This is a genomic window from Arthrobacter sp. EM1, from assembly GCF_029964055.1.
In the GTDB taxonomy this organism is placed as follows: domain Bacteria; phylum Actinomycetota; class Actinomycetes; order Actinomycetales; family Micrococcaceae; genus Arthrobacter.
The window spans coordinates 1,060,440-1,086,857 of sequence record NZ_CP124836.1 but is presented as its reverse complement, the minus strand read 5'-3'; the positions used below and the strand labels follow the sequence as shown (position 1 = coordinate 1,086,857).

Sequence of the window (26,418 nt, the reverse complement as noted above, 5' to 3'; positions counted from 1 at the left end):
GGGAACTTCTACTCCGACGTTAGGCCTGCCGCGGCCCAAGGTCAAAGACGTTCGGGGTATTCCGGGGGCGTGTCGAAACTTTCATCCTCAACTTTAACCTTAGCGTGACATTAGCCCGCAAAATCTTCGGGTTCCACGTCGTCCAGGAACTCCCGGAACCGGCGCAGCTCACCCTCTTCGTCGACGGCAGGACCCGCCTGGGTGTCCTCACCCTCGTCATGTTCGGCAATCCGGACACCGGCCTCTTCCATCACGGCGTCGGCGCACCAGATCCGGCACTTGGCCCGGAGGGCCAATGCCAGGGCATCGGAGGCGCGGGAGCTGACGGTGGTCCCGTTTTCGAACTGAAGCTGCCCGTAGAAGATGTTGTCTTCCACGGCCACAATGTTCACACTGACGATCGTGTGGCCGAGGGATTCGACGACGTCGATCAGCAGGTCATGCGTCATGGGCCGCGGCGGCACAACCCCCTGCTGGGCCAGGGCGATGGCGCTGGCCTCAGGGGTGCCGATCCAGATCGGCACATGCCGCTCCCCGTGGATCTCACGCAGCAGGACGAGGGGCTGGTTGGAGGGAAGCTCAATCCGCACGCCGACAATTTCGACCTCAATCATCAGCTGTCCATCCTCGAAATGCGATCCTGGACCAAGGCCCGGTGCAGCGTCAGACACAATTCGCTGATCTCCCGGGCGGCCTCGGCGGCGCGGGCTTGGGAGGCTGCATCCTTCCGGGAGGTCAAAGTGGACACCGCACGCTCCACCAGCCCGAACTCGCGTTCGGCGGCGGCCTGGAATGGGCGCAGGTGCCGCGGTTCCAGACCGTGTCCCTCGAGCTGGACGCAGGCGCGTGCCACCTGGAGGGCGTGCTCATCGAAGTTACCGTCGACGTGGCCGATCAGGCCAAAGCTCAGGAGCGATTCAAGCAGCGCAACACTGGCACCGGACTCGGCCCGGAGCTGTTCCGCACTAAGCCGACGGACCCGGTTGTGCAGTTCAGCAGCGAGCTCCTCCGAGACAATCCGGGGCGAGACGGTCACCCCTGGCGGCAGATTGTCTGGCCGTTCGCCGCGGTCGATCGCATCCAGGTAATCCTTGATGACCTTCAACGGCAGGTACTGGTCCCGCTGCAGGGCCAGCACAAAGCGCAGCCTTTCGACATCACTGTCGGCGTACTGCCGGTAACCGGCCGGGGTGCGCTGGGGGTTGATCAGCCCCTTTTCCTCAAGGAAGCGTATTTTTGACGCGGTCATGCTCGGAAAGTCGTCGCTCAACTGAGCCAGGACTTCCCCGATGTTCAGAACCTGGGGTCCGCGCCGTTCCGGTTGTGCCATGGCCACAGGCAACTACCCCGGAATCAGACGTTGCCTGCTGCGCGGGCAGGGCTCAGGTAGAAGGTGAGTCGGAACTTCCCGATCTGCACTTCGTTGCCGGACTTCAGTTCGACGCTGTCGACTCGGTCGTGGTTCACGTACGTGCCATTCAGGCTCCCGGTATCAACGACCTCGAAGCTGCGCGCCGTTCGGCGGAACTCCACGTGCCGGCGGGAGACTGTGACGTCATCGAGGAAGATGTCGGCGTCCGGGTGCCGGCCCGCCGTAGTGACATCGGAATCGAGCAGGAAACGGGCGCCGGTATTGGGACCGCTGTGCGCAACCAGCAGGGCTGAGCCGTACGGCAGCGCCTCAGCGGCGGTCCGTTCCTCGACCGAGAGATTCGGTGCGACGCTCGGTTCATCGTGGACCGGTGTGAGGTTGATCGACGTGGTATCCGACGCCTTCAGTGCACCCGTGCCGCTGCCGTCACCGGTGGTGTTGCGTTCGTTCCCAAACATTGATTCCTCCATTCGTTGCAGGTGTCCCCCCTGCAAACAACGCATGCCGTCCGGACAGGCCCTGCAAGCCCGGGATTCGGCCCCCGGCGGGCCGTTCAGGGGCTGGCTTCCCAGCAACTGTTCGAACGGCCCGGCCCGAATGGCCTTGGCTTTAGCCTACCTGCTGTTCGTACTCCGATGCACTGAGCAGCGACTCGATCGCGTCGGCGTCCGCAAGCTTGATTTCCAGCAGCCAGCCCTCACCGTACGGATCCGAATTGATCAGGGCGGAATCGGTGTCCAGGGCCTCGTTGCGGGACACTACTTCGCCGGAAACCGGGGCGTAGATGTCACTCACGCTTTTGGTGGACTCAACTTCACCGACGACCTCGTTTGCCTTGACCGCGGCGCCGGCCTCCGGCATCTGGGCATAAACAACGTCCCCCAGGGCGTCCTGGGCAAAATCAGTGATACCGACACGCACAACACCGTCGGCGTTCGGGGCGGAAACCCACTCGTGCTCCGCCGTGTAGGACAGCTCTTCGGGAATGTTGCTCATGATGGGCCTTTCATCGGGTCAAACACCAAAGGCGGCGGCGGTCACGTGAACAGCCCGCCGCTGAAAGTATAGGCATATCCGGCCGGGACCGGCAGGTCTCTGCCATGATGGGGCAATGACGGAACACGCCGGAATCGGCTAGCAAATGCCCGAACTTCCTGAAGTGGCGGCCCTGGCGGACTTCCTGGCCGGGCGCCTGCTCGGCGCTGAAGTCTCGAAGATCCAAATCGCCTCCGTCGCGGTGCTCAAAACCGCAGATCCCCCTGTTTCGGGGCTGGCGGGCCGGACCGTGACGGGGGTCGGCCGCTTCGGAAAGTTCATCAGCCTGGAGGCCGAGGGGCTGTTCTTCGTCTTTCACCTGGCACGCGCCGGCTGGGTCCGCTTCACCGATGCTCCCACCGACGCCCCGCTGAAGATGGGAAAGGGGTACATTGCGGCGCGGCTGTCCTTTTCCGGCGGCACCGGCCCGCTGGCCCTGGACTTGACCGAGGCCGGCAGCAAAAAGGCCCTCGCGGTCTACCTGGTCCGGGATCCGCACGAGGTTCCAGGGATCGCCGCGCTGGGACCGGATCCGTTCAGTCCCGGCTTCGACGTTGATTCCCTGGCGGGCATCCTCAGCTCCAGTTCCCGGCAGATCAAGGGTGTCCTGCGCAGCCAGGGCATTATTGCCGGCATCGGAAATGCCTACAGCGACGAGATTCTGCATGCGGCCCGGACGTCGCCCTTCGCCCTTGCCAGCTCGCTGGACCGGGACGAGGTCCAGCGTCTCTACGACGCCATCCACGGCGTTCTTGGCTCAGCGCTGCGGGAAGCGCGCGGCAAAGCGCCGAACGAACTCAAGGACACCAAACGGAGCCACCTGCGGGTCCATGGCCGGACCGGGGAAACGTGCCCTGTGTGCGGGGATACCGTCCGTGAAGTGTCCTTTGCTGACACTTCCCTGCAGTACTGTCCCGGATGCCAGACGCACGGAAAGGTGCTGGCTGACCGCCGGACGTCGCGTTTCCTGAAGTAGCCCCGCCGGCAGCGGCGCCGCTGCCGGCACCGCCGCCCGGAAGCCCCGGGGAAACAGAAAACCCCGCCGTTCCTTAATCCTCAGGAACGGCGGGGTACTTTCTGTTGGTCGGGCTGACAGGATTTGAACCTGCGACCCCTTGACCCCCAGTCAAGTGCGCTACCAAGCTGCGCTACAGCCCGCTGATTCCGCCGTTCTCCGCCCTCGACGTCATCTGTGCGATTTCATCTGAGCAGTCCGGCCGAACCACCTCCAAAAGCTTACACGATTCCGGAGGGTGCCCGTGACACTTTGAGAATGTCACGGGCCGGCTGTGTCCCAATTAGCGCTTCTTGCCGCGCTTTTCACGCACCCGCATGTTGACCTCGATCGGTGTGCCCTCGAACCCGAACGTTTCGCGCAGCCGGCGGGTGATAAAGCGGCGGTAGCCGGGGTCCAGGAATCCGGTGGTGAAGAGCACGAACTTCGGCGGACGGCTGGAAGCCTGGGTGCCGAACAGGATCCGGGGCTGCTTGCCGCCGCGGACCGGGTGCGGGTGTGCGGCCACCAGTTCACCCAGGAAAGCGTTGAGCCGGCCGGTCGCGATGCGCTTGTCCCAGCTTTCCAGGGCGGTGTCCAGGGCAGGAACGAGCCTGTCCTTGTGCCAGCCGGTCTTCGCAGAGATGTTGACCCGGGGAGCCCACGCGACGTGCGCCAGGTCTTGTTCTATTTCACGCTCAAGGTAGGTGCGGCGTTCGTCGTCGAGCAGGTCCCACTTGTTGAATGCGAGGACCAGGGCCCGGCCGGACTCGATGGCAAGCTGCAGGATGCGGACATCCTGCTCGCTGAGCACTTCGTCGACGGCGAGGAGCACCACGGCGACCTCCGCTTTTTCGAGGGCGCTCTGGGTCCGCAGCGAGGCGTAGAAGTCGGCGCCCTGTGCCATGTGCTGGCGGCGGCGGATACCGGCGGTATCCACAAAGCGCCAGGTGCGGTCGCCAAGTTCAATGAACTCATCGACCGGGTCCCGGGTGGTGCCTGCGGTGTTGTCCACCACAACGCGCTCGGAACCGGCCAGCTTGTTCAGCAGCGAGGACTTGCCCACGTTGGGCCGGCCAATCAGGGCGATGCGGCGCGGGCCACCGGAGCGCTCCAGGCCTTCGATGGTGGAAAACTCCGGAAGAGTGTCCATCACATGGTCAAGGAGGTCGGCAACACCGCGGCCATGAAGGGCCGAGACCGGATACGGCTCACCGAAGCCCAGGCCCCACAGGGTTGCCGAATCGGCTTCCTGGGCGAAGTCGTCCACCTTGTTGGCCACCATAATGACCGGCTTCTTGGACTTGCGCAGCATTTTCACGACTGCCTCGTCCGTAGCGGTGGCACCAACGGCAGAGTCGACGACGAACAGGACCGCGTCGGCGAGTTCCACGGCCATCTCGGCCTGCTCGGCGACGCGGGCGTGGATGCCCCGCGCGTCGTGCTCCCAGCCGCCGGTGTCGACAACAGTGAAGTTCCGGCCGTTCCAGGTCGCCGAGTACATCACCCGGTCGCGTGTAACGCCGGGGGTGTCTTCCACCACTGCTTCGCGCCGGCCGAGGATACGGTTCACCAGGGTGGACTTGCCCACGTTGGGCCGGCCGATGATGGCCAGGACCGGATCAAGCTTGACCGGGCCGTCGAAGTCCTCGTCGTCGTACTCGCCGCTCAGCAGGGCGGCGTCGTCTTCGTCCAGCTCGTAATCGTCCAGGCCGGCCCGGAGTGAGGCAGCACGCAGCTCTGCTTCGTCGTCGTCCAGGGCGGCAAGGTGCTCGGCCACCTGGTCCGTGCCGGTGGGCGTGTATTCGTCTTCGCCGGCGCCAAATTGGCCGGATGTTTGAGTCGTATCGCTCATTGCACTTTCCTTATGGGGTGATCTGCCGGCGTCCCGGCTACTGCTGTATGGAATTCTTGCGGGGAGTCCGCGTCGGGCAAGGGCTGCCCGGTTTTCTGGATCGTGTCCTGGACGTGGCGCGCCAGCGCGGCGCGGATCTCGCTTCCGGCCCTGTCCATTGAAACACGGCCGGTCTCACCGGGCCTGCGGCTGACATTGAGCGCTCCGCCGAAGCTCACCTGCAGCCGGCGGCGAAACCGCGGAACGGCGTCGAGGTGTTCGCTTCCTGTCCTGGTGCCAAGGATGGCCACCGGGACCACTGTCGCACCGGAATTCAGTGCAAGCCAGGCGACCCCCTTGTTGATGGCGGCCGCTTCTCCGCTCCCCCGGGTGCCTTCCGGAAGGATGCCGATGCACCGTCCGGCGTCCAGCACCTCTTTGGCTGTGAGCAGGGCCGCACGGTCGCCCGCGCGGTCCACGGCCAGCTGGCCGGAGGCAAGGAGCACCCGGCCAAGGAAGCCGCTGAACATTTCCTGCTTGACCAGGATGTGCATGGCACGAGGGGCCGCCCCGAACATCACCGGTCCGTCCAGGAAGCTGATGTGGTTGGCGGCGAAAATCACCGGGCCCGTCGCAGGGACATTCGACCGGCCGCTGACGGAGGTCCGGTAAAGGACGTGGTCCAGAACCCAACCCACGGGCCGGCTCCAGACCGTCGTCCAACGGGCCGGTACCGCTGTTCCGGCGCGGTCCGGCGGCCGCTGCCCGGGCTCAGTCAAGGCGGGGGGCCCGGTGGTTGACAACGCTGTTGACGATGCTGAGGGCGGCCTCGACGGTCTCGGCGAAATCCAGCTCCGAGGAGTCCAGCGTCACCACACCGTCTGCAGCCCGGGTGAAGTTCACCACTGTCGAGTCCTTCTCATCGCGCCGGGTGACCTGGGCGGCGAGCTGTTCGGCGCTCTGGCTGCCGCCGAGCTGGATCCCCCGGCGGCGCAGGCGCGCCTCCTCGCTCGCGGTGAGCAGCATCCGCACTTCGGCATGCGGTGCGACCACGGTAGTGATGTCCCGGCCTTCGACCACCATGCGGCGGTGGTGGGTTTCGATCAGCTCACGCTGCCGGCGGATCAGTTCGGTGCGGGCGCCGAGGGTGGTCGCGACGGTGCTGACGGCGGCGGATATCGCCGGCTCGCGGATTGCGAGCGTAACGTCGGCACCGCCGACCCGGACGTATTCGTCCAGCGGTGCCGTGCTGATTTCCAGCGGAAGGCCCCTGGCGGCAGCCTCGACGGCCGCCCCGTCGTGCAGGTCCGTGCCGTTGTCCAGGCAGAACCAGGTCAGCGCACGGTACATGGCGCCGGTGTCCAGGTAGGCCAGCCGGAGTCGGTGTGCCACCTCTTTGCTGACGCTGGATTTGCCCGACCCGGACGGCCCGTCGATGGCGACGACAAGGCTTTTTCCGGGACGGAGGACTTCCTCGGTGTTAATGAGTTCTTGGGTCATTACTGGAGTACCCGCCATCCGCGGTCGTTGAGGGCTTCGATAAGCAGTTCGTGTTTGTTCGGCAGAACTGAGATTTCCACCATTCCCACGTTCTGCCCCGAAGAGTGGTCCAGCCGGAGGTCCTCAAGGTTGACGCCGATCTCGCCGATCTCCGTCAGGAGCCGGGCGATCTGTCCGGGGGTGTCGTCCACGAGGACCGTCAGCCAGGAATATGCCTGCGGGGGTCCGCCATGCTTGCCCGGAATGCGGGACTGGCCGGCGTTGCCTTCGCTGATCAATTGGGCAAGATCGAGCCGGGCGCCGGGTGCAGTCGGCTCCTCGAGCGTGCCGATGACCCGGTTGAGGTCCGCACGGACCCCGTGCAGGATCGCCACCACCTTGTCCGCGTTCGCACCGAGAATCTGCACCCAAAGGGTCGGATCACTCGCCGCGATCCGGGTCACGTCCCGCAGTCCGTTGCCGGCGAGGGACAGCGCGTGCAGGGGCGTGCCCTGCAGCCGGCTGGCGACGAGCGAAGCCACTACCTGCGGCACGTGCGAGACCAGGGCAACCGCCTCGTCGTGCTCCTCGGCCCCGAATTCGGACACCACGGCGCCGAGGTCCGATGCCAGCGCACGCGCTGCCTCCAGCGCGTCGGGCTGTGTCTCCGCCGAGGGGCACAGGACCCATGGCATGGAGGTAAAAAGCTCGCCGCGGGCAGCGACGGGACCGGACTTTTCCCGGCCAGCCATCGGGTGGGTGCCCACGTAGCGGCGGAGGTCGGCTCCGCGGCCACGGAGCTCGGACTGGATCCCGGCCTTCACGCTGGCGATGTCCACAACTGTCGCTTCGGGGTAGTCCGTGAGGGCCCGTTCCACCACATCGGCCGTGACATCCGGCGGCGCGGCGACCACCACGAGTTGGGGCTGCGCGCCAGCCAGGCGCGCCAAGGGCAAGCCGGCACCGATGTCCACGGCGACGGCCTGGTTGGTGGGCGACGGGTCGGAGAGGAAAACGGCGACGCCGCGGCCCCTCAGCCCCAGCCCGATGCTGGTGCCCAGGAGTCCGGTGCCCACGACCACCACCGGACCGTTGACGTGGCCGCGGCCGTGGGTGCGAAAGGCGGACATGCTAGAGCCCTACGGATGCCAGCAGGTGGCCGACTTCCTGCTTGCCGAGGTTGCGGATGCTGCCTTGGCGCTGGTCGCCCAAGCCAATCGGGCCAACCTTGACGCGGACCAGCCGGAGCACCGGGAAACCGACGGCGTCGAAGAGGCGCCGAACGATCCGGTTTTTGCCCGAGTGCAGCACAACCTCGATCAGCACGTGGCCCGGGGTGGAGTCCACAAGCTTAAAGGAGTCAACCGACGCGATGCCGTCTTCAAGTTCGACGCCGGCTTTAAGCTCGGCGCCGATGCCCTGCGGGAACGGCCCGCGGACCTGCACAAGGTAGGTCTTGGGGACTTCGTAGGACGGGTGTGTCAGGCGGTTGGCGAGTTCGCCGTCGTTTGTCAGCAGCAACAGGCCCTCGGTAGCCACGTCGAGACGCCCGACGTGGAAGAGCCGTTCGCCATGGTGGTTGCGGACGAAGTCGCTGACGCAGGGACGGCCGTCCGGATCTTCCATCGTGGAGACAACGCCCTTGGGCTTGTTGAACACCATGTAGACCATGTTCTCGTCCAGCTGGATGCGGAGTCCGTCGACGTGGATCACCGCGGTCTTCGGGTCAACGCGGACGCCAAGCTCGGTGACGACCTGCCCGTCGACCTCCACCCGGCCTTCGGCGATCATTTCTTCGCAGACACGCCGTGAGGCGACGCCAGCCGATGCCATAACCTTCTGGAGGCGGGTGCCGTCCTGGTCGTGCACCTCGGACTGGGGAACCTCGGCGCGGGGGCCGCGCTTGCGGGCCGGTTTGCGTACCGGACCGAGGTTCTGGCCGAAGCGTTCGCTGCCGAAAGCACGGGGGCCGACGAACTTCGCGGCACCGGTGCGCGGCTTGGGCTTCAACGCGCCGGGGCTGCCTGGGGCTTTGCCGGACCCGGGCTTGCGGGCCGCAGCCTTGCGGGCTGCCTCCTTGCCGGACGGCGGCTTGGACTTCCAGTCTCCGGAAGCTGCCGGGCGGCTCGCCGCGGGTGTGCCGTCGGGACCTTGCAGGTCCGGATCGATGAAGGCCTCTTCGCGGGGCTTTGGTCGTTTGAAGGGGCGGTCTCCGCCGCCCTTGAAGCCGGCCCCGCCGCTGCGGCCGGCTCCGCCCTGCGCGCCGCGGCCGGAGCCCTGCGCGGAATTTTGTCCGGCGCTGTTGCGTCCCGAACTGTTACGTGGTGAACCCTGGCGTCCCGCCTGTGTCATGACCCGTCCTTCGTTTGTTGACCAACGGCCGCTGTCTCCCGACAGCACCCGCCAGCAGGGGCAAAAACCCTCTGCCCCGGTGGATACTCGTGCGCAGGAAGTTGCTCCTGCTTACATTCTTGCTGCGTCGTAAAACTCGTCGATGCCTTCCAGCCCCGGAAGATGCGGGGAAAGTTGCGGCAGTTCCGCCACCGAGCCGATTCCCATCCGCTCCAGGAAATACGACGTCGTACGGTAGAGGATGGCCCCGGATTCGGGATCGGTTCCCGAGTCCCCGATCAGCCCCCGCTGTGTCAGCGTCCGCACAACAGAGTCAACGTTAACTCCTCGAATTGCAGAGACCCGCGCCCGGGAAACAGGCTGGCGGTAAGCAATGACGGCGAGCGTTTCGAGCGCCGCCTGCGTCAGCCTGGCTGTCTGTCCTTCCAGCACAAACCCGCCCACAATGTCGGCGAACTCTGCGCGGGAATAGATCCGCCAGCCTCCGGCGACATTCCGCAATTCAAAACCCCGGGGGGTGGAAGTGAAACCGATGAAACTGGCGTCGTCCACAGCCGGGGCATTAACAGTATAACCGTTGTAGTCCCGCTGCAGCTCCGCCAGCAGTTCCTCGACGACCTCGACGCTCACGTGCAGTCCCGCGGCAAGCTCGGCCGCCGTCGCAGGCTGGTCGATGACCATCAGGATCGCTTCGAGTGCCGCGCGGGCACCGCCGGGCATGCTGCCGAGGTCGGCACCTGCCTCGTCTGCGGTGTCCTTTTCTGCCGGTGTTTCGCCTGCCCCGGCGGATGCCTGTCCGGCTGCTTGTCCCGGTCGGGTCTGGTTCACGGCTGCTCCTCATATTCGTCACTCAGGTTGGTGCTGCTCCAGGCCCCGCCGTCGGCGCTCCAGCGGACCGTCAGGTCCCCCAGCGGGAGCAGCTGTTCAAAAGCCACCGCTTTGTCCCGGAACAGCTCCAGCAACGCCAGGAACCGGGCCACCACCACAAGCGTTGATTCGGCGTCGGCGATCAAGGCCCGGAAGGTAAGCGGGGTGCCGTGTTGCAACCGCCGGCCCAGGAGTTCGGCCTGCTCCTTGACGCTGACGGCTGTGCCGTGGAGGTGGGCGAGGCCCACGACGGAAGGTGCGGCTTCTCTCGGCTTGAACGCGGCCTCCGCAAGGCCGGCAAACTGCTGCGGGGTGTGCCGCCAGAGGAGCTCCGGGAGCAGGGCGGCGAAATGCCCCTCCAGCGCGACCTGCCGCGGATAGCGCCCGGCCTCGAGTGCCAGGGTGGCGCCCATCATTCCGGCCACCTGCTTGAACGCCTTGTACTGCAGGAGCCGGGCGAACAGCAGATCGCGGGCTTCCAGCAATGCAATGTCTTCCTCGTCCTCAACTTCGCCGGCCGGTAATAGCCTCGCCGCCTTCAGGTCGAGCAGCGTGGCGGCGATGACGAGGAATTCACTGGCTTCGTCAAGTGCCCACTCTTCGCCCAGGTTCTGCAGCCGCTTGATGTACTTGATGAACTCATCGGTGACGGTGGAAAGCGCCACCTCGGTAATGTCCAGCTGATGTTTGGAAATCAGCCCCAGGAGCAGATCGAAGGGGCCGGTGAAGTTGGCCAGCCGGACCTCGAACCCCGGCTTCTTCCCGGCCGGCGCGGGCTCCGCCGCCGGAACGCCTGTTTCCGCCACGGTCCTGGCTAGGGTGCGCCGCCGCGCGAGATGAGTTCCTTGGCCAGGTTGCGGTAAGCGTCTGCGCCGATGTGGTTTCCGGCGTAGCTGGTGATGGGCTCGGCGGCGACGGTAGCGTCCGCGAATTTGATGGACCGCTTGATAACCGTCTCGAAGACCTTGTCGCCAAAAGCCTCCACCAGGCGGGAGATCACCTCCCGGCTGTGCAGGGTGCGGGCGTCATACATGGTGGCAAGGACCCCGTCGACCTGGAGCCTGGGATTCAACCGGTCCTGGACCTTGTCGATGGTCTCCACCAGCAGGGCGACGGCACGCAGGGCAAAGAACTCGCAGATCAGCGGGATGATGACCCCGTGGGCGGCCGTCAGCGCGTTAACGGTAAGCAGGCCCAGTGACGGCTGGCAGTCGATCAGCACGATGTCGTAGTCGTCCTCGACCTTCTTCAGGGCCCGGTCCAGCACCTGCTCCCGGGCCACTTCATTAACGAGCTGCACTTCCGCGGCGGAGAGGTCGATGTTGGCCGGGAGCAGGTCCAGGTTGTCGACGCCGGTCTTGTGGATAGCGTCGCGGATGTCCACCTTGCGGTCCATCAAAACGTTGTAGACCGTGAGGTCCAGTTCATGCGGGTTGATGCCGAGACCGGCGGACAGGGCACCCTGGGGGTCGAAATCCACCACCAGCACCCGGCGGCCGAACTCCGCGAGCGCCGCAGCAAGGTTGATGGTGGAGGTGGTTTTACCCACTCCGCCCTTCTGGTTCACCATGGCGATGACCCGTGCAGGACCGTGGGAAGACAGCGGTGCGGGCTCCGGAAAGTCGCGTTGAGGGCGCCCGGTGGGGCCCATAACGGCGTCTTCCAGATCGAGTTCGGTGCCTTCCAGAGTTGCTGAACCCTGTTCGCTGCTCACGTATCTATCCACACTTTCGATGACGGTGATTGTTGTGCTTGACAATGCTGCCGCTGGACTTCCAGCGCCGGTCCTGTTCCACCCAAGGTTACAGCCACCGACACGGTATTCCGTGGACCTTGACAGCCGCCGTCTTTTGAGCCTCAACCCTCTGGTAGAAGTCGAAGGTTACCGGCGCGACGCAAAAAACCGCCCGGACACCTTGCGGCGTCCGGGCGGTTCCAGCAGCTCACTGGCGGGTTGCGGAACGGCTCAGGCGTTGGCCGGAACAGGCTGGGCCGACGCAGCGGCTTCCTGCGGGGCGCCGTGTCCGGCCAGCATGGTCTGCTCGTCGAAAGGCTCGGTTCCGGAAAGGACCCGCTCAAGCTGTCCGCCGTCGATCTCCTTCACCCAGGTGCCGATCAGCACCGTGGCGACGGCGTTGCCGGTGAAGTTGGTCAGGGCGCGGGCCTCGGACATAAAGCGGTCAATGCCCACGATCATGCCGACGCCGCCCAGCAGTTGCGGCGCATGCGCCTGGAGGCCTGCAGCCAGGGTGGCCAGGCCGGCACCGGTGACGCCGGCAGCGCCCTTGGAGGCGATGATCATAAAGACCAGCAAGGAAATCTGGGCGCCGAGGTCCAGTGGTGTGCCCATGGCGTTGGCGACGAACAGCGATGCCATCGTCAGGTAGATGGCCGTGCCGTCCAGGTTGAAGGAGTAGCCGGTCGGGACGGTGACGCCAACGACAGGCTTGGACACCCCGAGGTGTTCCATTTTGGCGATCAGGCGGGGCAGTGCGGCTTCGGAGGACGAGGTGGAGAAGATCAGCAGGTACTCGCGGCCCAGGTACCTCATCAGCCGGAAGATGTTGACGCCGGCGATCACCTGCAGCAGTCCGCCCAGGACGACGACAATGAACAGGGCACAGGTGAGGTAGAAGGCGATCATCAACGTAGCCATACCGACGATGGCCTGGACTCCGGTGGCACCGACAACGGCGGCAATCGCACCGAAGGCACCCACCGGCGCCACCCACATGATCATGATGAGGATGCGGAAGACCAGGACCTGGCCGTGGCTGATGGCCTTGAGGATCGGGACGCCCTGCGGACCCATCCGCTGGAGGGCGAAGCCAACCAGGATCGCCGCGAAGAGAGTCGGCAGCACGGGAATGTCGGACGGGATGATGCCGAGCAGGAAGTCGACAGTGCTGTCCGTAGCGGCCTTTTTGTTGGGATCGTAGGGCGCGAGCTTGAGGCCCTCTCCGGGATGGATCAGGTTGCCGACGACAAGGCCGATGGCGAGCGCAAAGGTGGACATCACCATAAAGTAGCCCAGGGCCAGTCCGCCGACTTTGCCGACGGTGGCGGCCTTGGCGATGGAGCCAATGCCCAGCACGATCGTGCAGAAGATGATCGGCGCAATCATCATCTTGATGAGTTTGATGAACCCGTCCCCCAACGGCTTCAGGGACTTGCCGACCTCGGGGAACAACAGCCCGATGAGGGCGCCGAGGACGACGGCCACAATTACCGCCATGTAAAGATAATGGGACTTGTCGAGCCTCTTGCGCTTCTTGACCGGCGTCGCGGTCAACGCCGCCGACTCTCCTCGTTGAGAGGTCATGGTGTTCTCCTTGGATAGGCTGGACGTTGGTGTGGCGCAGGCTGTGGGCCCACCGCGTCCGTTCTGCGTGTTCCACCATCATTGGGGATGCAGTGACGCGCATCACCGTTGCGTTCATATTGGTCATGGAAGGTGTTGATGATCCACCGCTGGAGCATCGCCAGACGGCTGTTTGTGGCCCACTTGCTCTTTATGCTGGCCCTGACGGCCATCGTCGGCACTGCCACCTTCGTTGACGCACGCGACCACGCCTATTACGAGGCGGGCCGGCGGATGGCCGGCGTCGCGACCGCTGTGGCTGACAACCCCCTGGTGCTGGCGGCGGCAGGGGACGCGAATCCCACCGCCCTGTTGCAGCCGTATGCCCTGCAGGTCATGGAGGATGCCCAGGCGGATTTCATCACGATCATGGCACCGGACCGCACCCGGTGGACCCACCCCCGGGCGGAAGAACTCGGGAAGCCCTACATCGGCTCCATCGATCCGGCCCTCGAGGGCCGGATCTTCACCGAAATCACTGCCGGAACCCTGGGACCGTCAGTACGCACCATCGTCCCGGTCAAGGACGGGGACGGGACCGTCCGGGCGCTGGTTGCGGCCGGTGTGACCGTCCGGACCGTGGACATCGCCGTCTCCGGCAGGCTTCCGGCGCTGCTGGCGATCGGATTGGCCCTCCTCGCTGGCGGATCGGTGGCGTCCTGGCTGCTGGGGCGGTATCTGAGGCAGGTCACCCGCGGCTGGGGACCGGAGCAGCTCGCCCAGCTCTTCGCGTACTACGAATCGGTCCTCCACTCGGTCCGGGAAGGCGTCATCCTGATCGATCCCCACGGCAAGGTCGTGATGTACAACGACCAGGCCGCGGAACTGCTTGGCCTCACCCGCCGGGCGTCCGACGACAAAGGCACGTCTGCCGACGGCGGGCGGCAGGAGGCGCCGTCGCTCGCTGAGCTCCCGCTGGCCCCGAGCCTCGGGGAGCTGTTCGAATCGGGCCGGACCGCGCTGGACGAGATCCACCTGACCGGCTCGCGGGTTCTTGTGGTGAACCAGGGGCCGGCCATCGGTCCAGTTTCTGCCCGGGGACGCACCGGCCCGCCCGTCTATGGCACCGTGGCCACCATCCGCGACCGCACCGAAATCGAATCCCTCGGCAGCGAGCTGGAAACCATGCGCACACTCTCGGATGCCCTGCGGGCCCAGACCCACGAGCACGCCAACCGGCTGCATACGATTGTTTCCCTGATGGAGCTGGGGCGCGGCACCGAAGCCCTGGAATTCGCTACCCAGGACCTCGAACTGAGCCAGCGGCTGACCGATGACGTGGTGAGCTCGATCGATGAGCCCGTGCTCGGCGCCCTCATTATGGGCAAGGCCGCCGAGGCCCATGAGCGGGGCGTCGAATTGGCCCTCACCACAGCAGTGACGGGGACGGGATCATCCGCTGCGACCGGCCTGGCCGTGCAGGACCTCGTGGCGATCCTGGGGAATCTGCTGGACAACGCCATCGATGCGGCTGCCGAGGCGCCGGCCCCGAAACTCGTGGAGCTCACTGTGGCAGCATCAACAGGGTCCCTTGAAATCACTGTGGAGGACAGTGGGCCCGGAATCGATCCGCAGGCTGTGGAAGACATTTTCCGGCACGGCTTCAGCACCAAAACACCCGGTCCGTTCGGGCGCGGCCTTGGCCTGGCCCTGGTCCGCCAGGCGGTGCTGCGGCTCGGCGGTACCATGACGATCACCAGCCCCGCCGGGGCGATGTTCCGCGTCACGCTGCCAGCCGCACCAGCGGCAGCGACGCCGGAACCACTGACCACCGAAGGAAAGCCATGAGCGAAATCCGTGTACTCGTCGTCGAAGACGAGCCCGTCGCGGCAGCCGCCCACGGCGCATATATCGGCCGGCTGGAGGGCTTCACACTGGCCGGCTCGGCCCCGGACGGACAGTCCGCGCTCCGGCTTATGACGGACTTCGCGGCTGCGGGCACCCCGGTGGAGCTGGTGTTGCTGGACATGAACCTGCCGGACCTGCATGGCCTCGACATCGCGCGGCGCATGCGTGCCGCCGGGCTGTTCGCGGACATCATCGCCATCACCGCGGTGCGGGAACTGAGCATTGTCCGCAGTGCCGTCGCCACAGGTGTGGTCCAGTACCTGATCAAACCGTTCACCTTTGCCACCTTCGCGGACAAGCTCACCAGCTACCGCCACTTCCGGCAGCAGCTGGCCTCCCCCGCCGAGGGACAGACCGGCCCGGGCCCGTCGCAGAGCGACGTGGACCAGGCTTTCGCGAGCTTGCGTGCCCCCTCCGACCTGCCCTTGCCCAAGGGTTTGGCCGTGTCCACCCTGGATGCGGTGCAGGATTTTATGCAGCAGCAGTCCGGTGCGGTGTCTGCCAGCGAGGTAATGGACGCGCTGGGTATGTCCCGGGTGACCGCGCGGCGCTACCTGGAATACCTCGCCGACGCCGGTACGGTCTCCCGAACTGCACGCTATGGCGCACCGGGCCGGCCGGAGAACGAATACCGCTGGGCCCGGCCGGGGGGCTAGCGGACCCGCCCGTACCGCGGCGCCGCCTGCTAAGGCGAGATTGACCGGCCCGGGCGCAGGGTCCCGATCAGCTGGTCGATCACGCCGGCGTCCTCGATCGTCGAGGGCACCACGTAGTCTTCGCCGTCGGCGATTTGACGCATGGTCTTGCGCAGGATCTTTCCGGAGCGCGTCTTGGGCAGCGCATCGACGACGGTGACGTGCTTGAAGTCCGCGACGGCGCCGATGTCGCGCCGGACCAAGGCGATGAGGTCCTTGACCAGGATCTCCGCGGACACCTCAACCCCAGACTTCAGCACCACGTAACCGCTGGGACGTTGGCCCTTCAACGGGTCCGCGAGCCCGATTACGGCACACTCGGCGACGGCCGGGTGCTGGCCGATCACCTGTTCCATGGCGCCGGTGGAGAGCCGGTGGCCCGCGACGTTGATGATGTCGTCGGTGCGGCCCATCACGAAGAGGTATCCGTCCTCGTCGCGGTAACCGGAGTCCCCGGTGGCGTAGTAGCCCTCGAACGCCTGCAGGTACGAGGAGATGTAGCGCTCATCGTCGCCCCACAGCGTTGTCAGCGTGCCCGGCGGCAGCGGCAGCGACAGCACGATGTTGCCCTCGGTGCCCGCCTCGACGTCCGCACCCGCGCCGTCCACGATATTCAGCTTGAAACCCGGCATTGGCACACTGGGCGAGCCTGCCTTGATCGGCAGCCCGTCGAGTCCGCGCGGGTTCGCGCAGATGGCCCAGCCGGTCTCGGTCTGCCACCAGTGGTCCACCACGGGAACGCCCAGGATCCGGGAGGCCCAGTGGAAAGTATCGGTGTCCAGCCGTTCACCGGCGGCAAACAGGGTGCGCAGACTGGAAATGTCGTACCCGGCCAGCAGCTTCGCCTCGGAATCGGCCTTCCGGATGGCCCGCAGCGCGGTGGGCGCGGTGAACAGGACGTTGACCCTGTGGTCCTGGATGACCCGCCAGAACGCGCCGGCGTCGGGTGTGCCCACTGGCTTGCCTTCGTAGAGAACCGTTGTGGCGCCGGCCAGCAGCGGGCCGTAGACGATGTAGGAATGCCCCACCACCCAACCGACGTCGGAGGCGGTCCACATCACGTCGCCGGGGCCGATGTCGTAGATGTTCTCAAGGGTCCAGCACAGCGCCACTGCATGGCCGCCGTTGTCCCGCACCACGCCCTTTGGCGCGCCGGTGGTGCCCGAGGTGTAGAGAATGTACAGCGGATCAGTGGCCCTGACGTCCACCGGCGCGGCGGGCGCGGCGGTCGCCATCTCGGTATCCCAGTCCAGCCAGCCGGCGTGGCCGGCCACCGAGGAAGCGAAGCCTTCCCTGCCCTTGACCACGACCGGAGTGCCCGGCGACCCGGCCAGGCCGAGGGCCTCCTCGACCGCCGGGAGATACTCGATCCGGCGTGAGGGTTCGATGCCGCCGGAGGCCGTGACCACCGCGGCCGGGGCGGCATCGCGGATGCGGGCGGCGAGTTCCTTGGGGGCAAAGCCGCCGAAGACCACTGAGTGCACGGCGCCGAGCCGGGCCGTGGCGAGCATGGCGATGGCCGCCTCGGGGATCATCGGCATGTAGATCACCACACGGTCTCCCCTGCCGACGCCCTGGCGGCGCAAAACGCCGGCGAACCGGGCAACGAGGTCCGTCAGCTCGCTGTAGCTGAAGCGCTGCTGCGTGCCGAGCATGGCGGAGTCGTAGATCAGGGCGTCCTGCCCGCCCCGGCCCGCCGCCACGTGACGGTCCAACGCGTTATAGGAGGTGTTGAGCACTCCGTCGGGGAACCAGTCGTACAGCGGGGCCCGGCCGGAATCGAGGGCACGCTGCGGCGGGACAGTCCAGGAGACTTTCGCTGCGGCTTCCAGCCAGAATGCTTCCGGTGTTGCCAGGCTGGCCTGGTAGCTGTCCTGGTAGTTCTTGGTAACCATAAGAATGTGTCCCGTCCACGACGATGTGATGGTGCTTATGGTAGTCCCGCCGGAGCTGCCCGCACAAGGCTTATGTATACACAGATGGAAACAATGAAACGGATGACCGGCAAAAGCTGGGCAAAATTGGTCTTCCTGTATACACTGGGAGCGTCAGGCAACGAAGGAGTCAGGATGCGCGCAAGCGACAAGGCCTATGCGGCCCTGCGCGAGGACATCATCGAGTGGCGGCTGGCGCCGGGAACGGTACTCGCGGAAGTCGAACAGTCCGAGCGGCTCGGCATCTCCCGCACCCCGCTGCGGGAGGCCTTGAGCCGGCTCACCGCGGAGGGTCTGACCACGACGGCGGGTGGCCGCGGCGTTGTTGTCACCGACATCTCGCTGGAGGACATCGACGAACTTTTTGAACTGCGGGAGACCCTCGAGGGCAAGGCCGCGGCGCTGGCGGCCGAACGCGGCAACGCCGCCACCTTCGAACAGCTGCGCAACGAACTGCGCCGGGCCCCGGCCCTGGTCAGCGGCGAGAATCCCGCCCTGCACGACTACTACGCCTTGGTCGGACGGCTGGACGCAGCCATCGACGCCGCGATCCATAACTCCTACCTCGCCCAGGCAATGCGCAGCCTGCGCGTCCACCTGGTCCGGGTCCGCCGGCTGGCGGCCGACGACGCCGAGCGGCTCACCGCCGCCGCCGCCGAGCATGCCGCCATCGCCGAGGCGATCGCCGCCGGCAACCCCCGGCTGGCCGAGGCTGCCACCACGCTGCACCTGCACCGCAGTCTTACCCACGTCAAAGCCACCCACGTACCCCACTAACTAAGGAGCACCATGGTCAAGGAACACCACGTCCGCGTCTACAAGAGCGAAGAAAACCTGCCCCGCGAGGACCAGCTCGCCTTCAAGATTGCAACGGTGGCCGCGGATCCCGTCGCCGTCACCGCCGAGGTCACCGACATGGTCATCAACCGCGTCATCGACAACGCCTCGGTGGCGATTGCCTCGCTGAACCGCGCACCGATCGTCGCCGCCCGCGCCCAGGCGCTGACCCACGGCCCCACCACCGGCGGCAAGGGTTCGAAGGTCTTTGGCATCGAAGAGCGGGTGGCGCCTGAATGGGCGGCCTGGGCCAACGGGGTCGCCGTCCGTGAACTCGATTACCACGACACGTTCCTGGCCGCGGAGTACTCCCACCCGGGCGACAATATTCCGCCGATCCTCGCCGTTGCCCAGCATGTGGGCTCCAGCGGCCACGACCTGATCCGCGGCATCGCCACCGGCTACGAGATCCAGGTCAACCTGGTCAAGGCCATCTGCCTGCACAAGCACAAGATCGACCACGTCGCACACCTCGGCCCCTCTGCCGCCGCCGGTATCGGGACCCTGCTCGGGCTCGAGGTCGAAACGATTTTCCAGTCCATCGGACAGGCCCTGCACACCACCACCGCCACCCGGCAGTCCCGCAAGGGCGAGATCTCCACCTGGAAAGCCCACGCCCCGGCGTTCGCGGGCAAGATGGCCGTCGAGTCCGCGGACCGTGCCATCCGCGGCCAGACGTCGCCGGTGCCGATCTACGAGGGCGAGGACGGTGTAATCGCCTGGCTGCTGGACGGCCCCGACGCCTCCTACACTGTGCCCCTGCCAACGCCCGGCGAAGCCAAACGCGCCATTATGGACACATACACTAAAGAACACTCGGCCGAGTACCAGGCCCAGGCCTGGATCGACCTGGCACGCAAACTCCACGGCACCCACCCGCAGGTCACCGACCCGGCCAACGTGGAATCCGTGCTGATCAAGACCAGCCACCACACGCACTATGTCATCGGTTCCGGGGCAAACGACCCGCAGAAGTACAGCCCCACGGCAAGCCGCGAAACGCTGGACCACTCGATCCCGTACATCTTCACGGTCGCCCTGCAGGACGGCTCCTGGCATCACGTCGATTCCTACGCGCCCGATCGCGCCGCGCGTCCGGACACCGTGGAACTCTGGCACAAGGTCACCACCGTGGAGGATCCGGAATGGACGCGCCGCTACCACTCCCTGGACATTGCGGAGAAGGCTTTCGGCGGCACCGTGGTGATCACGCTCAAGGACGGAACTGTCATCACTGACGAGATTGCCGTCGCCGACGCCCACCCGCTGGGCGCCCGGCCGTTCGCGCGGGAACAGTACGTCAACAAGTTCCGCACCCTCGCTGCCGGCCTCGTCGCCGATGCGGAAATCGACCGTTTCCTCGCCGCCGCCGCCCGCCTGCCGGAGCTCGCCGCCGGGGAGCTGGACCAGCTGAACATCAAGGCCGCCGACGGTGTGATCGACCTGGCCGCAGCACCGAAGGGACTCTTCTAATGCTGTACTCGAAGGTCACCCCGGAGCAGAAGCGGATCCGCTTCCGCGAGCTCCTGGCGTCGGGTACGATCCAGCAGTTCCCGGGCGCGTTCAACCCGCTCTCAGCCCGGCTGATCGAGGAGAAGGGCTTCGCCGGGGTTTACATTTCCGGCGCTGTCCTGGCCAATGACCTGGGCCTGCCGGACATCGGGCTGACCACACTCACCGAGGTGGCCACCCGCGCCGGGCAGATCGCCCGGATGACCGATCTGCCCAGCATCGTCGACGCCGACACGGGCTTCGGCGAGCCGATGAACGTCGCCCGCTCGGTCCAGGAGCTTGAGAATGCGGGCCTGGCCGGCCTGCACATCGAGGACCAGTTCAACCCGAAGCGCTGCGGCCACCTCGACGGCAAAAACGTCGTGGACCTGGACACCGCCACGAAACGCATCCGGGCCGCGGCAGATGCCAGGCGCGACCCAAACTTCCTGATCATGGCCCGGACCGATATCCGTGCCACGGACGGCCTGAAGGCAACCCAGGACCGGGCCAAGGCGCTCGTGGAGGCCGGGGCGGACGCCATCTTCCCGGAAGCCATGAAAGACCTCAGCGAATTCCAGGCGATCCGGGACGCCGTCGACGTGCCGATTTTGGCCAACATGACCGAGTTCGGCCAGAGCGCGCTGTTCACCGTGGAGCAGCTCGCCGCCGTCGGGGTCAACATGATCATTTACCCGGTGACGCTGCTCCGTAGTGCCATGGGCGCTGCGGAGCGTACGCTGGAGTCGATTAAGGCTGACGGTACCCAGGAGGCCCAGGTCGGGAACATGCTGACCCGGGCGCGTTTGTATGATCTCGTGGACTACGAGGCCTACAACAGCTTCGATACCGGCGTTTTCAACTTCCAGATCCCGGGTCAGTAGGCTCGCATCGGACTTCCGGCCACGGCCGGTTCAACAGGCGACAGGAACAAAGGAGTCTCAGCATGGCTGAACAAGAGATCAAAAAGGGCCTCGCCGGCGTCGTGGTGGATTACACCGCGGTCTCCAAGGTGAACCCGGACAGCAATTCACTGCTCTACCGCGGGTACCCCGTGCAGGAGCTGGCCGCCAAGTGCAGCTTCGAGGAAGTCGCTTACCTGCTCTGGAACGGCGAGCTGCCGTCGCCGGCGCAACTGGCGGAGTTCACTGCCCGGGAACGCGCCGGGCGGGCGCTGGACCCGGTCGTCAAGCAGGTCATTGACGCGCTGCCGACCAGCTCGCATCCGATGGACGTCTGCCGCACGGCGGCCTCTGTTATGGGTGCCCGGCATCCCCTCGCCGAGGACTCCTCCCGCGAGGCAAACATGGCAAAGGCCGCGGACCTCTTCGCTGCGATGCCGGCGGTGGTCTCCTACGACCAGCGCTGGCGCCACGGCCAGGAGCTGGTGGAGCCCCGCGACGACCTGGGCTACTCAGCCAACTTCCTCTGGATGGCCTTCGGTGAGGAGCCCGTCCAGGAAGTTGTTGAGGCTTTTAACGTCTCGATGATCCTGTACGCGGAGCACTCCTTTAATGCCTCGACGTTCACCGCCCGGGTGATCACCTCGACGCTTTCGGACCTGCATTCGGCTGTGACCGGTGCGATCGGGGCGCTAAAGGGCCCGCTGCACGGCGGGGCGAACGAGGCCGTAATGCACACCTTCGATGAGATCGGAATCCGCCCGGAAGAGTCCCTGGACGAGGCAGCCACCCGCGCGAAGGCGTGGATGGAGGATGCGCTGGCGCAGAAGAAGAAGGTCATGGGCTTCGGCCACCGCGTGTACAAGCACGGCGACTCCCGGGTGCCCACCATGAAGGCCGCCCTGGACAAGATGATCGCGCACTATGGCCGGCCGGAGCTGCTGGGGCTGTACAACGGTTTGGAGTCGGCGATGGACGAGGCCAAGGCAATCAAGCCGAACCTCGACTACCCGGCCGGACCCACGTACCACCTGATGGGCTTCGACACCCCGACTTTCACTCCGCTGTTCGTTGCCAGCCGGATCACCGGTTGGACGGCGCACATTATGGAGCAGCTGGCCGCGAACTCGCTGATCCGCCCGTTGAGCGAATACAACGGCGTGGAGGAACGGCACCTGAGCTAGATCCCGCAAAACAATGCGGAGCGGCCGGTCACCCCAAGGGTAACCGGCCGTTCCTTGTTGTGCTCCTAGTCCTGCATCTCCAGGCTGAGGATCATGGCCTTGAGCTTGCGGTATTCGGGTGTCGCCAGGTAGTCCCGGGCTTCGGCCATCGAGTTGAAGATGGGGTCATCGTGCCGGGGACTTTGGGCGGCCCGGTTTGCAAAGGAGAGTGTGCCCCGGGGTGCGCCGTTGACGAACGAGTACATCAGGCACCCGTCGGTCAACTCGCCGCTCGCCCTGTCGACCAGTCCAAGTTGGTAGTCGAAGGCACCGCCGTCGGCCCGCAGATCGAGGACCCGGTAGGAAAACCGCACCCCGGCCGCGGTTGCCCACTTATTGTCCAGGGCGGGCGCCGTGTCCAGCTCCGTTATGGGGTAGGGACCAGGACCGCAGGCCCCGCCAACCCCGCTGCCGGCGCCGTGGTAAAGCGCCGCGACTTGCATCCGGTCCTCGTTGAAAACAATGATGCGGGTTCCCGGATAGTCGGCGGACCCGACCGTGGACTCCTCGGCTGTCCAGCCGTCGGGCAGCTCAAAAGACGCTCCGGCCGCAGCGCTAACGTAGCGCCGGTCCGCGGGCCCGGCGACGGGCCCGCCCGTTGCCGGGGCCGTTGACTGCGCGCTCGACGGGGACGCTGAACTGGCGGAAGGGCCCGGGCCCGGTTCCGTACTCGGCGGAGCGGAAGCCGTGGGTGCGGCTACGCTTCCGGCCGTTACGGCAGGCGGCGCGGGGACCAGGTTGCCAGCTATCACCAGACCTGCGGCGACTCCGGCCGCGGCTATGGCAGCGATCGCAACCACCCAGGGCCACCGGCGGCGCGGGACCGGTTCCGCGCCGGAACCCGGCATCACTTCATCGTCGCTGAAGGCACTTCCCGTGGTGTCCTTGATTGATTCCATGTTCGTCCTCCGGTGTGTGCAAGCTGATGATTTTCCCCGGGTTAGTTCCCGGTTGGCCGGCGCCGGGGCCGCGATCCCACGGGCAGTCTATCGACCGTCGCAACTGTTTCGTTGTCAGCATGGAGAACCACGACGACGTCGATGCTTTCGCCTGCCAGCGCCGGCGGCAGCCAGTGCTCCGCATCCTGCCACATACGCTGCAGCGGAAGCGCATCGACGGCGAACCATTCCGGCGCGATTTCGGTGCTCTCGGCGGGCTCCCCTTCCCAACGGCGGGTGGTGAAGAGGCGGCAGTACATGTTCCATTCCGGCCGGGCGGGGAAGATGAACTCGACGTTGCCGGCGTCGGCCAGATCCTCCTGGTGCACCATCAGGCCGGTTTCTTCCCGCACTTCCCGGACAACGGCCTGGGCATCGCTCTCCCCTGCTTCCACATGGCCGCCGATGCCCACGACCTTTCCGGCACCAAAGCCGGTGAGCTTCAGGCCCAGCAGCACCTCGGTTGAACCTGCCTCCGGCTCGCGGAGCAGAAAGCAGAGGGTGACGGGAGTCGACGGCATAGGTCCAAGGGTAGCCGCGCCGAGCCTGCCACGACGTCGGGACCCGCTGCCGGGTCCCCTGGGCCAGTCAACAGTCCCGGCCGGCGGGCTACCCGAGCCGCGCGGACCGGGACGAACCCAACGTCCAGATTTCCGAGGTGTCAGCCGGCAGGGTAAATCGCAGCGACGTAACCATCCGGCGGAGCGTGGCGTATTCGACCGATTTGAGGTACCGGCGGGCGTCGTCCCTGGCAGCGAACATCCTGGCATAGCCGCTTCTGGGGCCGGGACCGCCGGCGGCGCCGGGCAGCAGCAGCTCGTCCCCGAAGCGAAGGAGGAGTCCGCCAGCCGGGGCGGCGAGCGGGTCCGGAACACACGGTGTGTCTCCCGCCGTGGCCCGCACCAGGCCAAAGGTGCTCCGGGGTTCCGGACCGGCCGCGACGGTAAATGAGAAGGCTGCCGCGAGTGCCGGGTCCAGGGTCTCCGCACCGGTGACGATGCTGCGTCGGTCGAGATCCTCCCCGCTTCGGGAAGCCAGTCCACAGCGCTGGAAGCCGGCGTCGGTGGCGGGGGCCGGTCCGAAGTAGAGCATGGCCACCGGGAGCAGGTCCTGGTCGAAGATGTCAGCGTGCAGTCCCGGATATTCAGCAGAGGCGTTTTGCGGGACGGCTGTCCAGCCGAACGGCAGCTCCACAGTTGCGGCGAAGCCCAAGTCCACTGCCGACCATGGCCGGGTCAGCCTGGCGTGCCACCACAAAGCGGGCGCCGCTGAGGACCCGCCTGGTGCTTCCTCCCGCGCGCCTGCCTTGGCCGCCGCCGCACCAGCCACCGGCGCAGCCGAATTTTCCGGGGCACGGCCCGGGGTTAGCAGCCAGGTGCCCGCGACCAGGAGCGCGAGGATGAATCCGAGCCATGCCGGCCGCCGGCTTGCGTCGTCCAAAGCATTTATCCCGGCCCGGAATCGGATCTTCCCCGCATCATCCGCCCGGCCCGGCAGCAGTTGCTCGTGGTTCGGGGCTGCCGTTAGCAGTTGCGCGATCTCCGCCTCCGGGTTAGTCTGCTGCGTCGCCCCAACCGCCGGTGCTGCATCGTGGAGCCGCTGTTCGATCCGGTTCACAGCGGCACCCCGTTCCGTCTCCGGGATGTCTGAGCTCGCCGGTTCTCACGCCGTTGCAGCCGCCTTTCGGCCCTGCGGTAGGCCCGGTCGAGCCGGATACCGGCCTGGGCCATCGAGCAACCGAGGAATTCAGCCAACTCCGCCATGCTGAGTTCGTCCCAGTAGACCATGCGCAGGACTTCGCGGTCCCGCACTCTCAGCGAAGCGATCGCGCCGGCGTCGGAGGGCTGGCGGGCAGCGGCTGCGTCGGCGTCCCGGACTGCTGCTGCGGCGGCGCGCAACGCAAGGGAAAGCAGTGAACAGTAGCCCACCGTCGTGCCAGTTCGATCCTCGGCCCAGGCTGTCCGAAAGACGTCAGCAGTGAGCGTCACCGCGTAGTCAGGGTCGCCAGTGCGTCGGGTGAGCGCGGCTACGATGCGGCGGAAGTCTTCGGCCGGATCATCGCTCAGTCCTGCGAGCTGTGCGGTCATGACCTGTTCTCCGTTCACGGCTGGGACCCGATCTACAAGAATCGTCGGGTAGTCACGTCAATTAGTCCTCTGCTGCCGGCTGCCGGCCGGATCCCGGACGTTGGATTCTGCCGGCCCGCAGCAGCAACATGGATCTGCCGGCCCGTTTTATGCCTCGACTCGAGAATCCCCTCTACCCCACTTGTTTCCGGCTCATCCCCGGACCTTACACAGCGGGCGGAAATCATTCCGCCCGCCTGGACTACGGTGCAGTGACAGTGATCGAGCTGAACATTCGCTTGATGTCCTGGTACGTGGACGTCGCCAGAAACGCACGGGCATCCTCCAGCGAGCCAAACTCACGGGACGCCGGGCCGGAGGCATCCGTGACCCAGCCCGGATTTGCACCGGAAAACACGGCATAGCTGGAGAATGCGAAGTAGTAGCCCGGCCGGGCTGCCCGAATCTGGAAGAACTGGCTGCAGGAGTCGATGCTGGCCCCGGCGGGTCGGGTGGTAATGCCAAAGGAGGCCACGAAGCTGTTGCCCGCGCTCTTGACACGATAGACAAACCGTGGCGGTACGGTGCCCGTGGCTGCGGGGTCGTAGGGGATGTCCACCGGGGAACTGTCCAGTTCCGCATAGGACTCCTGCGGCCCGCCGCAGGCACCCGGATCATAGCGCGGTCCCATCGGGCCGTAGTAGATCATAACGGCTGCGCGGGTGAAGTCCGGCCCGTCCGCTGCGCCCGGCACCGGGGCAAAGAGGTAGCCGCCATTAGCCGGATAATCCGGGTCTCCGGCGGTCCAGCCGAACCCCCAGTCCGGCGGAATCGTCAGTCGCACATATGTTTCGCTTCCCGCGTCCGGGGACGCCGGGTAGCCGGTGAGACGCCAGCCGTCCGGCGTCCACGTGGCAGTGCTCGACTGACCTGATACCGGCCGCGCCGGGTGCGGCCAGGACGTCACGGCAAAGGCGGCCACGACGGCCAGCCCCAGCATTGCCGCGATGGCTACGACGGCCGGCAGAAGACGGCGTCGGCCCGCCTCTGGACGGGTATCCGCGGACCGGTGGCTTTCGTCCGGGCCGGGCAACAGCAACAACCGTAGTTGCCACGCGGGATCGATCGGAGGTTTCGAATCATCCGGCACCGGGTTGGCGCCTCTTAAGAGTCTGTCGATCCGGTCCATG

26 protein-coding genes and 1 tRNA gene are annotated in these 26,418 nt (G+C 66.2%); 7 read left to right on the top strand and 20 right to left on the bottom strand.

All coding sequences use genetic code 11. The features are described 5' to 3' along the window. Positions 1-110 precede the first annotated feature (110 nt). From QI450_RS04845 to gcvH, 4 genes are all read right to left on the bottom strand, one after another. Entirely contained in the window at positions 111-614 is a 504-nt protein-coding gene (locus QI450_RS04845) for a bifunctional nuclease family protein (RefSeq protein WP_226776003.1), read from the bottom strand. Further along, the gene (locus tag QI450_RS04840) at positions 614-1,330 is read right to left on the bottom strand and encodes a MerR family transcriptional regulator (protein ID WP_226776002.1); all 717 of its coding nucleotides are present in this window, start codon (positions 1,328-1,330) and stop codon (positions 614-616) included. Before QI450_RS04840 ends, QI450_RS04845 begins: the two co-directional genes overlap by 1 nt. 23 nt (positions 1,331-1,353) lie before the next feature. Beyond that, a complete protein-coding gene (locus QI450_RS04835) occupies positions 1,354-1,830 on the bottom strand; it encodes an FHA domain-containing protein (protein WP_282468110.1) in 477 nt (158 codons plus the stop codon). A 151-nt stretch (positions 1,831-1,981) separates the two neighbouring features. After that, entirely contained in the window at positions 1,982-2,368 is a 387-nt protein-coding gene (gene gcvH, locus QI450_RS04830) for a glycine cleavage system protein GcvH (protein WP_226776001.1), read from the bottom strand. A 145-nt stretch (positions 2,369-2,513) separates the two neighbouring features. Here gcvH and QI450_RS04825 point away from each other — a divergent pair, with 145 nt between their 5' ends. Continuing rightward, the gene (locus QI450_RS04825) at positions 2,514-3,383 is read left to right on the top strand and encodes a DNA-formamidopyrimidine glycosylase family protein (RefSeq protein WP_226776000.1); all 870 of its coding nucleotides are present in this window, start codon (positions 2,514-2,516) and stop codon (positions 3,381-3,383) included. A gap of 105 nt (positions 3,384-3,488) precedes the next feature. Here QI450_RS04825 and QI450_RS04820 read toward each other — a convergent pair. From QI450_RS04820 to QI450_RS04775, 10 genes are all read right to left on the bottom strand, one after another. After that, positions 3,489-3,565: transfer RNA gene (locus QI450_RS04820), tRNA-Pro, on the bottom strand. Between the two features lie 140 nt (positions 3,566-3,705). After that, complete coding sequence (gene der, locus QI450_RS04815) at positions 3,706-5,256, bottom strand: ribosome biogenesis GTPase Der (RefSeq protein ID WP_226775999.1); 1,551 nt, start codon at positions 5,254-5,256, stop codon at positions 3,706-3,708. Continuing rightward, positions 5,253-5,933 (bottom strand): lysophospholipid acyltransferase family protein, encoded by a 681-nt coding sequence (locus tag QI450_RS04810; protein ID WP_226775998.1) that lies wholly within the window; start codon positions 5,931-5,933, stop codon positions 5,253-5,255. Before QI450_RS04810 ends, der begins: the two co-directional genes overlap by 4 nt. A gap of 73 nt (positions 5,934-6,006) precedes the next feature. Beyond that, positions 6,007-6,735, bottom strand: a complete 729-nt coding sequence (cmk, locus tag QI450_RS04805) for a (d)CMP kinase (protein ID WP_226775997.1) — start codon at positions 6,733-6,735, stop codon at positions 6,007-6,009. Further along, complete coding sequence (locus QI450_RS04800) at positions 6,735-7,844, bottom strand: prephenate dehydrogenase (RefSeq protein ID WP_226775996.1); 1,110 nt, start codon at positions 7,842-7,844, stop codon at positions 6,735-6,737. Before QI450_RS04800 ends, cmk begins: the two co-directional genes overlap by 1 nt. Position 7,845: 1 nt before the next feature. Beyond that, the gene (locus QI450_RS04795; protein WP_226775995.1) at positions 7,846-9,066 is read right to left on the bottom strand and encodes a pseudouridine synthase; all 1,221 of its coding nucleotides are present in this window, start codon (positions 9,064-9,066) and stop codon (positions 7,846-7,848) included. Between the two features lie 111 nt (positions 9,067-9,177). Continuing rightward, positions 9,178-9,786: an SMC-Scp complex subunit ScpB gene (locus QI450_RS04790; RefSeq protein ID WP_226776015.1), complete on the bottom strand. Its 609-nt coding sequence runs from the start codon at positions 9,784-9,786 to the stop codon at positions 9,178-9,180. 104 nt (positions 9,787-9,890) lie between these two features. Continuing rightward, a complete protein-coding gene (locus tag QI450_RS04785; protein WP_226775994.1) occupies positions 9,891-10,739 on the bottom strand; it encodes a ScpA family protein in 849 nt (282 codons plus the stop codon). 8 nt (positions 10,740-10,747) lie between these two features. Then, positions 10,748-11,647 (bottom strand): AAA family ATPase, encoded by a 900-nt coding sequence (locus QI450_RS04780; protein WP_226775993.1) that lies wholly within the window; start codon positions 11,645-11,647, stop codon positions 10,748-10,750. A 252-nt stretch (positions 11,648-11,899) separates the two neighbouring features. Beyond that, positions 11,900-13,255, bottom strand: a complete 1,356-nt coding sequence (locus QI450_RS04775) for a cation:dicarboxylase symporter family transporter (RefSeq protein WP_226775992.1) — start codon at positions 13,253-13,255, stop codon at positions 11,900-11,902. A 138-nt stretch (positions 13,256-13,393) separates the two neighbouring features. On the opposite strand from QI450_RS04775, the gene QI450_RS04770 reads away from it, so the two are divergent. Together QI450_RS04770 and QI450_RS04765 are read left to right on the top strand one after the other, a co-directional pair. Continuing rightward, positions 13,394-15,082: an ATP-binding protein gene (locus QI450_RS04770; RefSeq protein WP_226775991.1), complete on the top strand. Its 1,689-nt coding sequence runs from the start codon at positions 13,394-13,396 to the stop codon at positions 15,080-15,082. Then, on the top strand, positions 15,079-15,798 hold the full coding sequence (locus QI450_RS04765; RefSeq protein ID WP_226775990.1) for a response regulator: 720 nt from the start codon (positions 15,079-15,081) through the stop codon (positions 15,796-15,798). The genes QI450_RS04770 and QI450_RS04765 overlap by 4 nt, the downstream gene beginning before the upstream one ends. A gap of 29 nt (positions 15,799-15,827) precedes the next feature. Here QI450_RS04765 and QI450_RS04760 read toward each other — a convergent pair whose 3' ends face one another. Beyond that, positions 15,828-17,732, bottom strand: a complete 1,905-nt coding sequence (locus QI450_RS04760) for an AMP-binding protein (RefSeq protein ID WP_226775989.1) — start codon at positions 17,730-17,732, stop codon at positions 15,828-15,830. Between the two features lie 174 nt (positions 17,733-17,906). Here QI450_RS04760 and QI450_RS04755 point away from each other — a divergent pair, with 174 nt between their 5' ends. The 4 genes from QI450_RS04755 to QI450_RS04740 all read left to right on the top strand — a co-directional run bounded on the left by QI450_RS04755 (position 17,907) and on the right by QI450_RS04740 (position 22,185). Beyond that, on the top strand, positions 17,907-18,548 hold the full coding sequence (locus tag QI450_RS04755; RefSeq protein WP_226775988.1) for a GntR family transcriptional regulator: 642 nt from the start codon (positions 17,907-17,909) through the stop codon (positions 18,546-18,548). 12 nt (positions 18,549-18,560) lie between these two features. Continuing rightward, complete coding sequence (locus tag QI450_RS04750) at positions 18,561-20,081, top strand: MmgE/PrpD family protein (protein WP_226775987.1); 1,521 nt, start codon at positions 18,561-18,563, stop codon at positions 20,079-20,081. Continuing rightward, entirely contained in the window at positions 20,081-20,983 is a 903-nt protein-coding gene (gene prpB, locus QI450_RS04745; RefSeq protein WP_226775986.1) for a methylisocitrate lyase, read from the top strand. The genes QI450_RS04750 and prpB overlap by 1 nt, the downstream gene beginning before the upstream one ends. Before the next feature lie 62 nt (positions 20,984-21,045). Continuing rightward, complete coding sequence (locus tag QI450_RS04740; RefSeq protein ID WP_226775985.1) at positions 21,046-22,185, top strand: bifunctional 2-methylcitrate synthase/citrate synthase; 1,140 nt, start codon at positions 21,046-21,048, stop codon at positions 22,183-22,185. Between the two features lie 65 nt (positions 22,186-22,250). Here the strand turns inward: QI450_RS04740 and QI450_RS04735 are convergent, their stop codons facing one another. The 5 genes from QI450_RS04735 to QI450_RS04715 all read right to left on the bottom strand — a co-directional run bounded on the left by QI450_RS04735 (position 22,251) and on the right by QI450_RS04715 (position 26,417). Further along, entirely contained in the window at positions 22,251-23,123 is an 873-nt protein-coding gene (locus tag QI450_RS04735; protein ID WP_226775984.1) for a hypothetical protein, read from the bottom strand. Positions 23,124-23,164: 41 nt separating this feature from the next. Then, positions 23,165-23,683 (bottom strand): 8-oxo-dGTP diphosphatase, encoded by a 519-nt coding sequence (locus QI450_RS04730; RefSeq protein ID WP_226775983.1) that lies wholly within the window; start codon positions 23,681-23,683, stop codon positions 23,165-23,167. Positions 23,684-23,771: 88 nt separating this feature from the next. Next, complete coding sequence (locus QI450_RS04725) at positions 23,772-24,779, bottom strand: hypothetical protein (protein WP_282468109.1); 1,008 nt, start codon at positions 24,777-24,779, stop codon at positions 23,772-23,774. Next, the gene (locus QI450_RS04720) at positions 24,776-25,249 is read right to left on the bottom strand and encodes a sigma factor-like helix-turn-helix DNA-binding protein (RefSeq protein ID WP_226775981.1); all 474 of its coding nucleotides are present in this window, start codon (positions 25,247-25,249) and stop codon (positions 24,776-24,778) included. The genes QI450_RS04725 and QI450_RS04720 overlap by 4 nt, the downstream gene beginning before the upstream one ends. A 241-nt stretch (positions 25,250-25,490) precedes the next feature. Beyond that, on the bottom strand, positions 25,491-26,417 hold the full coding sequence (locus tag QI450_RS04715; protein WP_226775980.1) for a hypothetical protein: 927 nt from the start codon (positions 26,415-26,417) through the stop codon (positions 25,491-25,493). Position 26,418 lies beyond the last annotated feature (1 nt).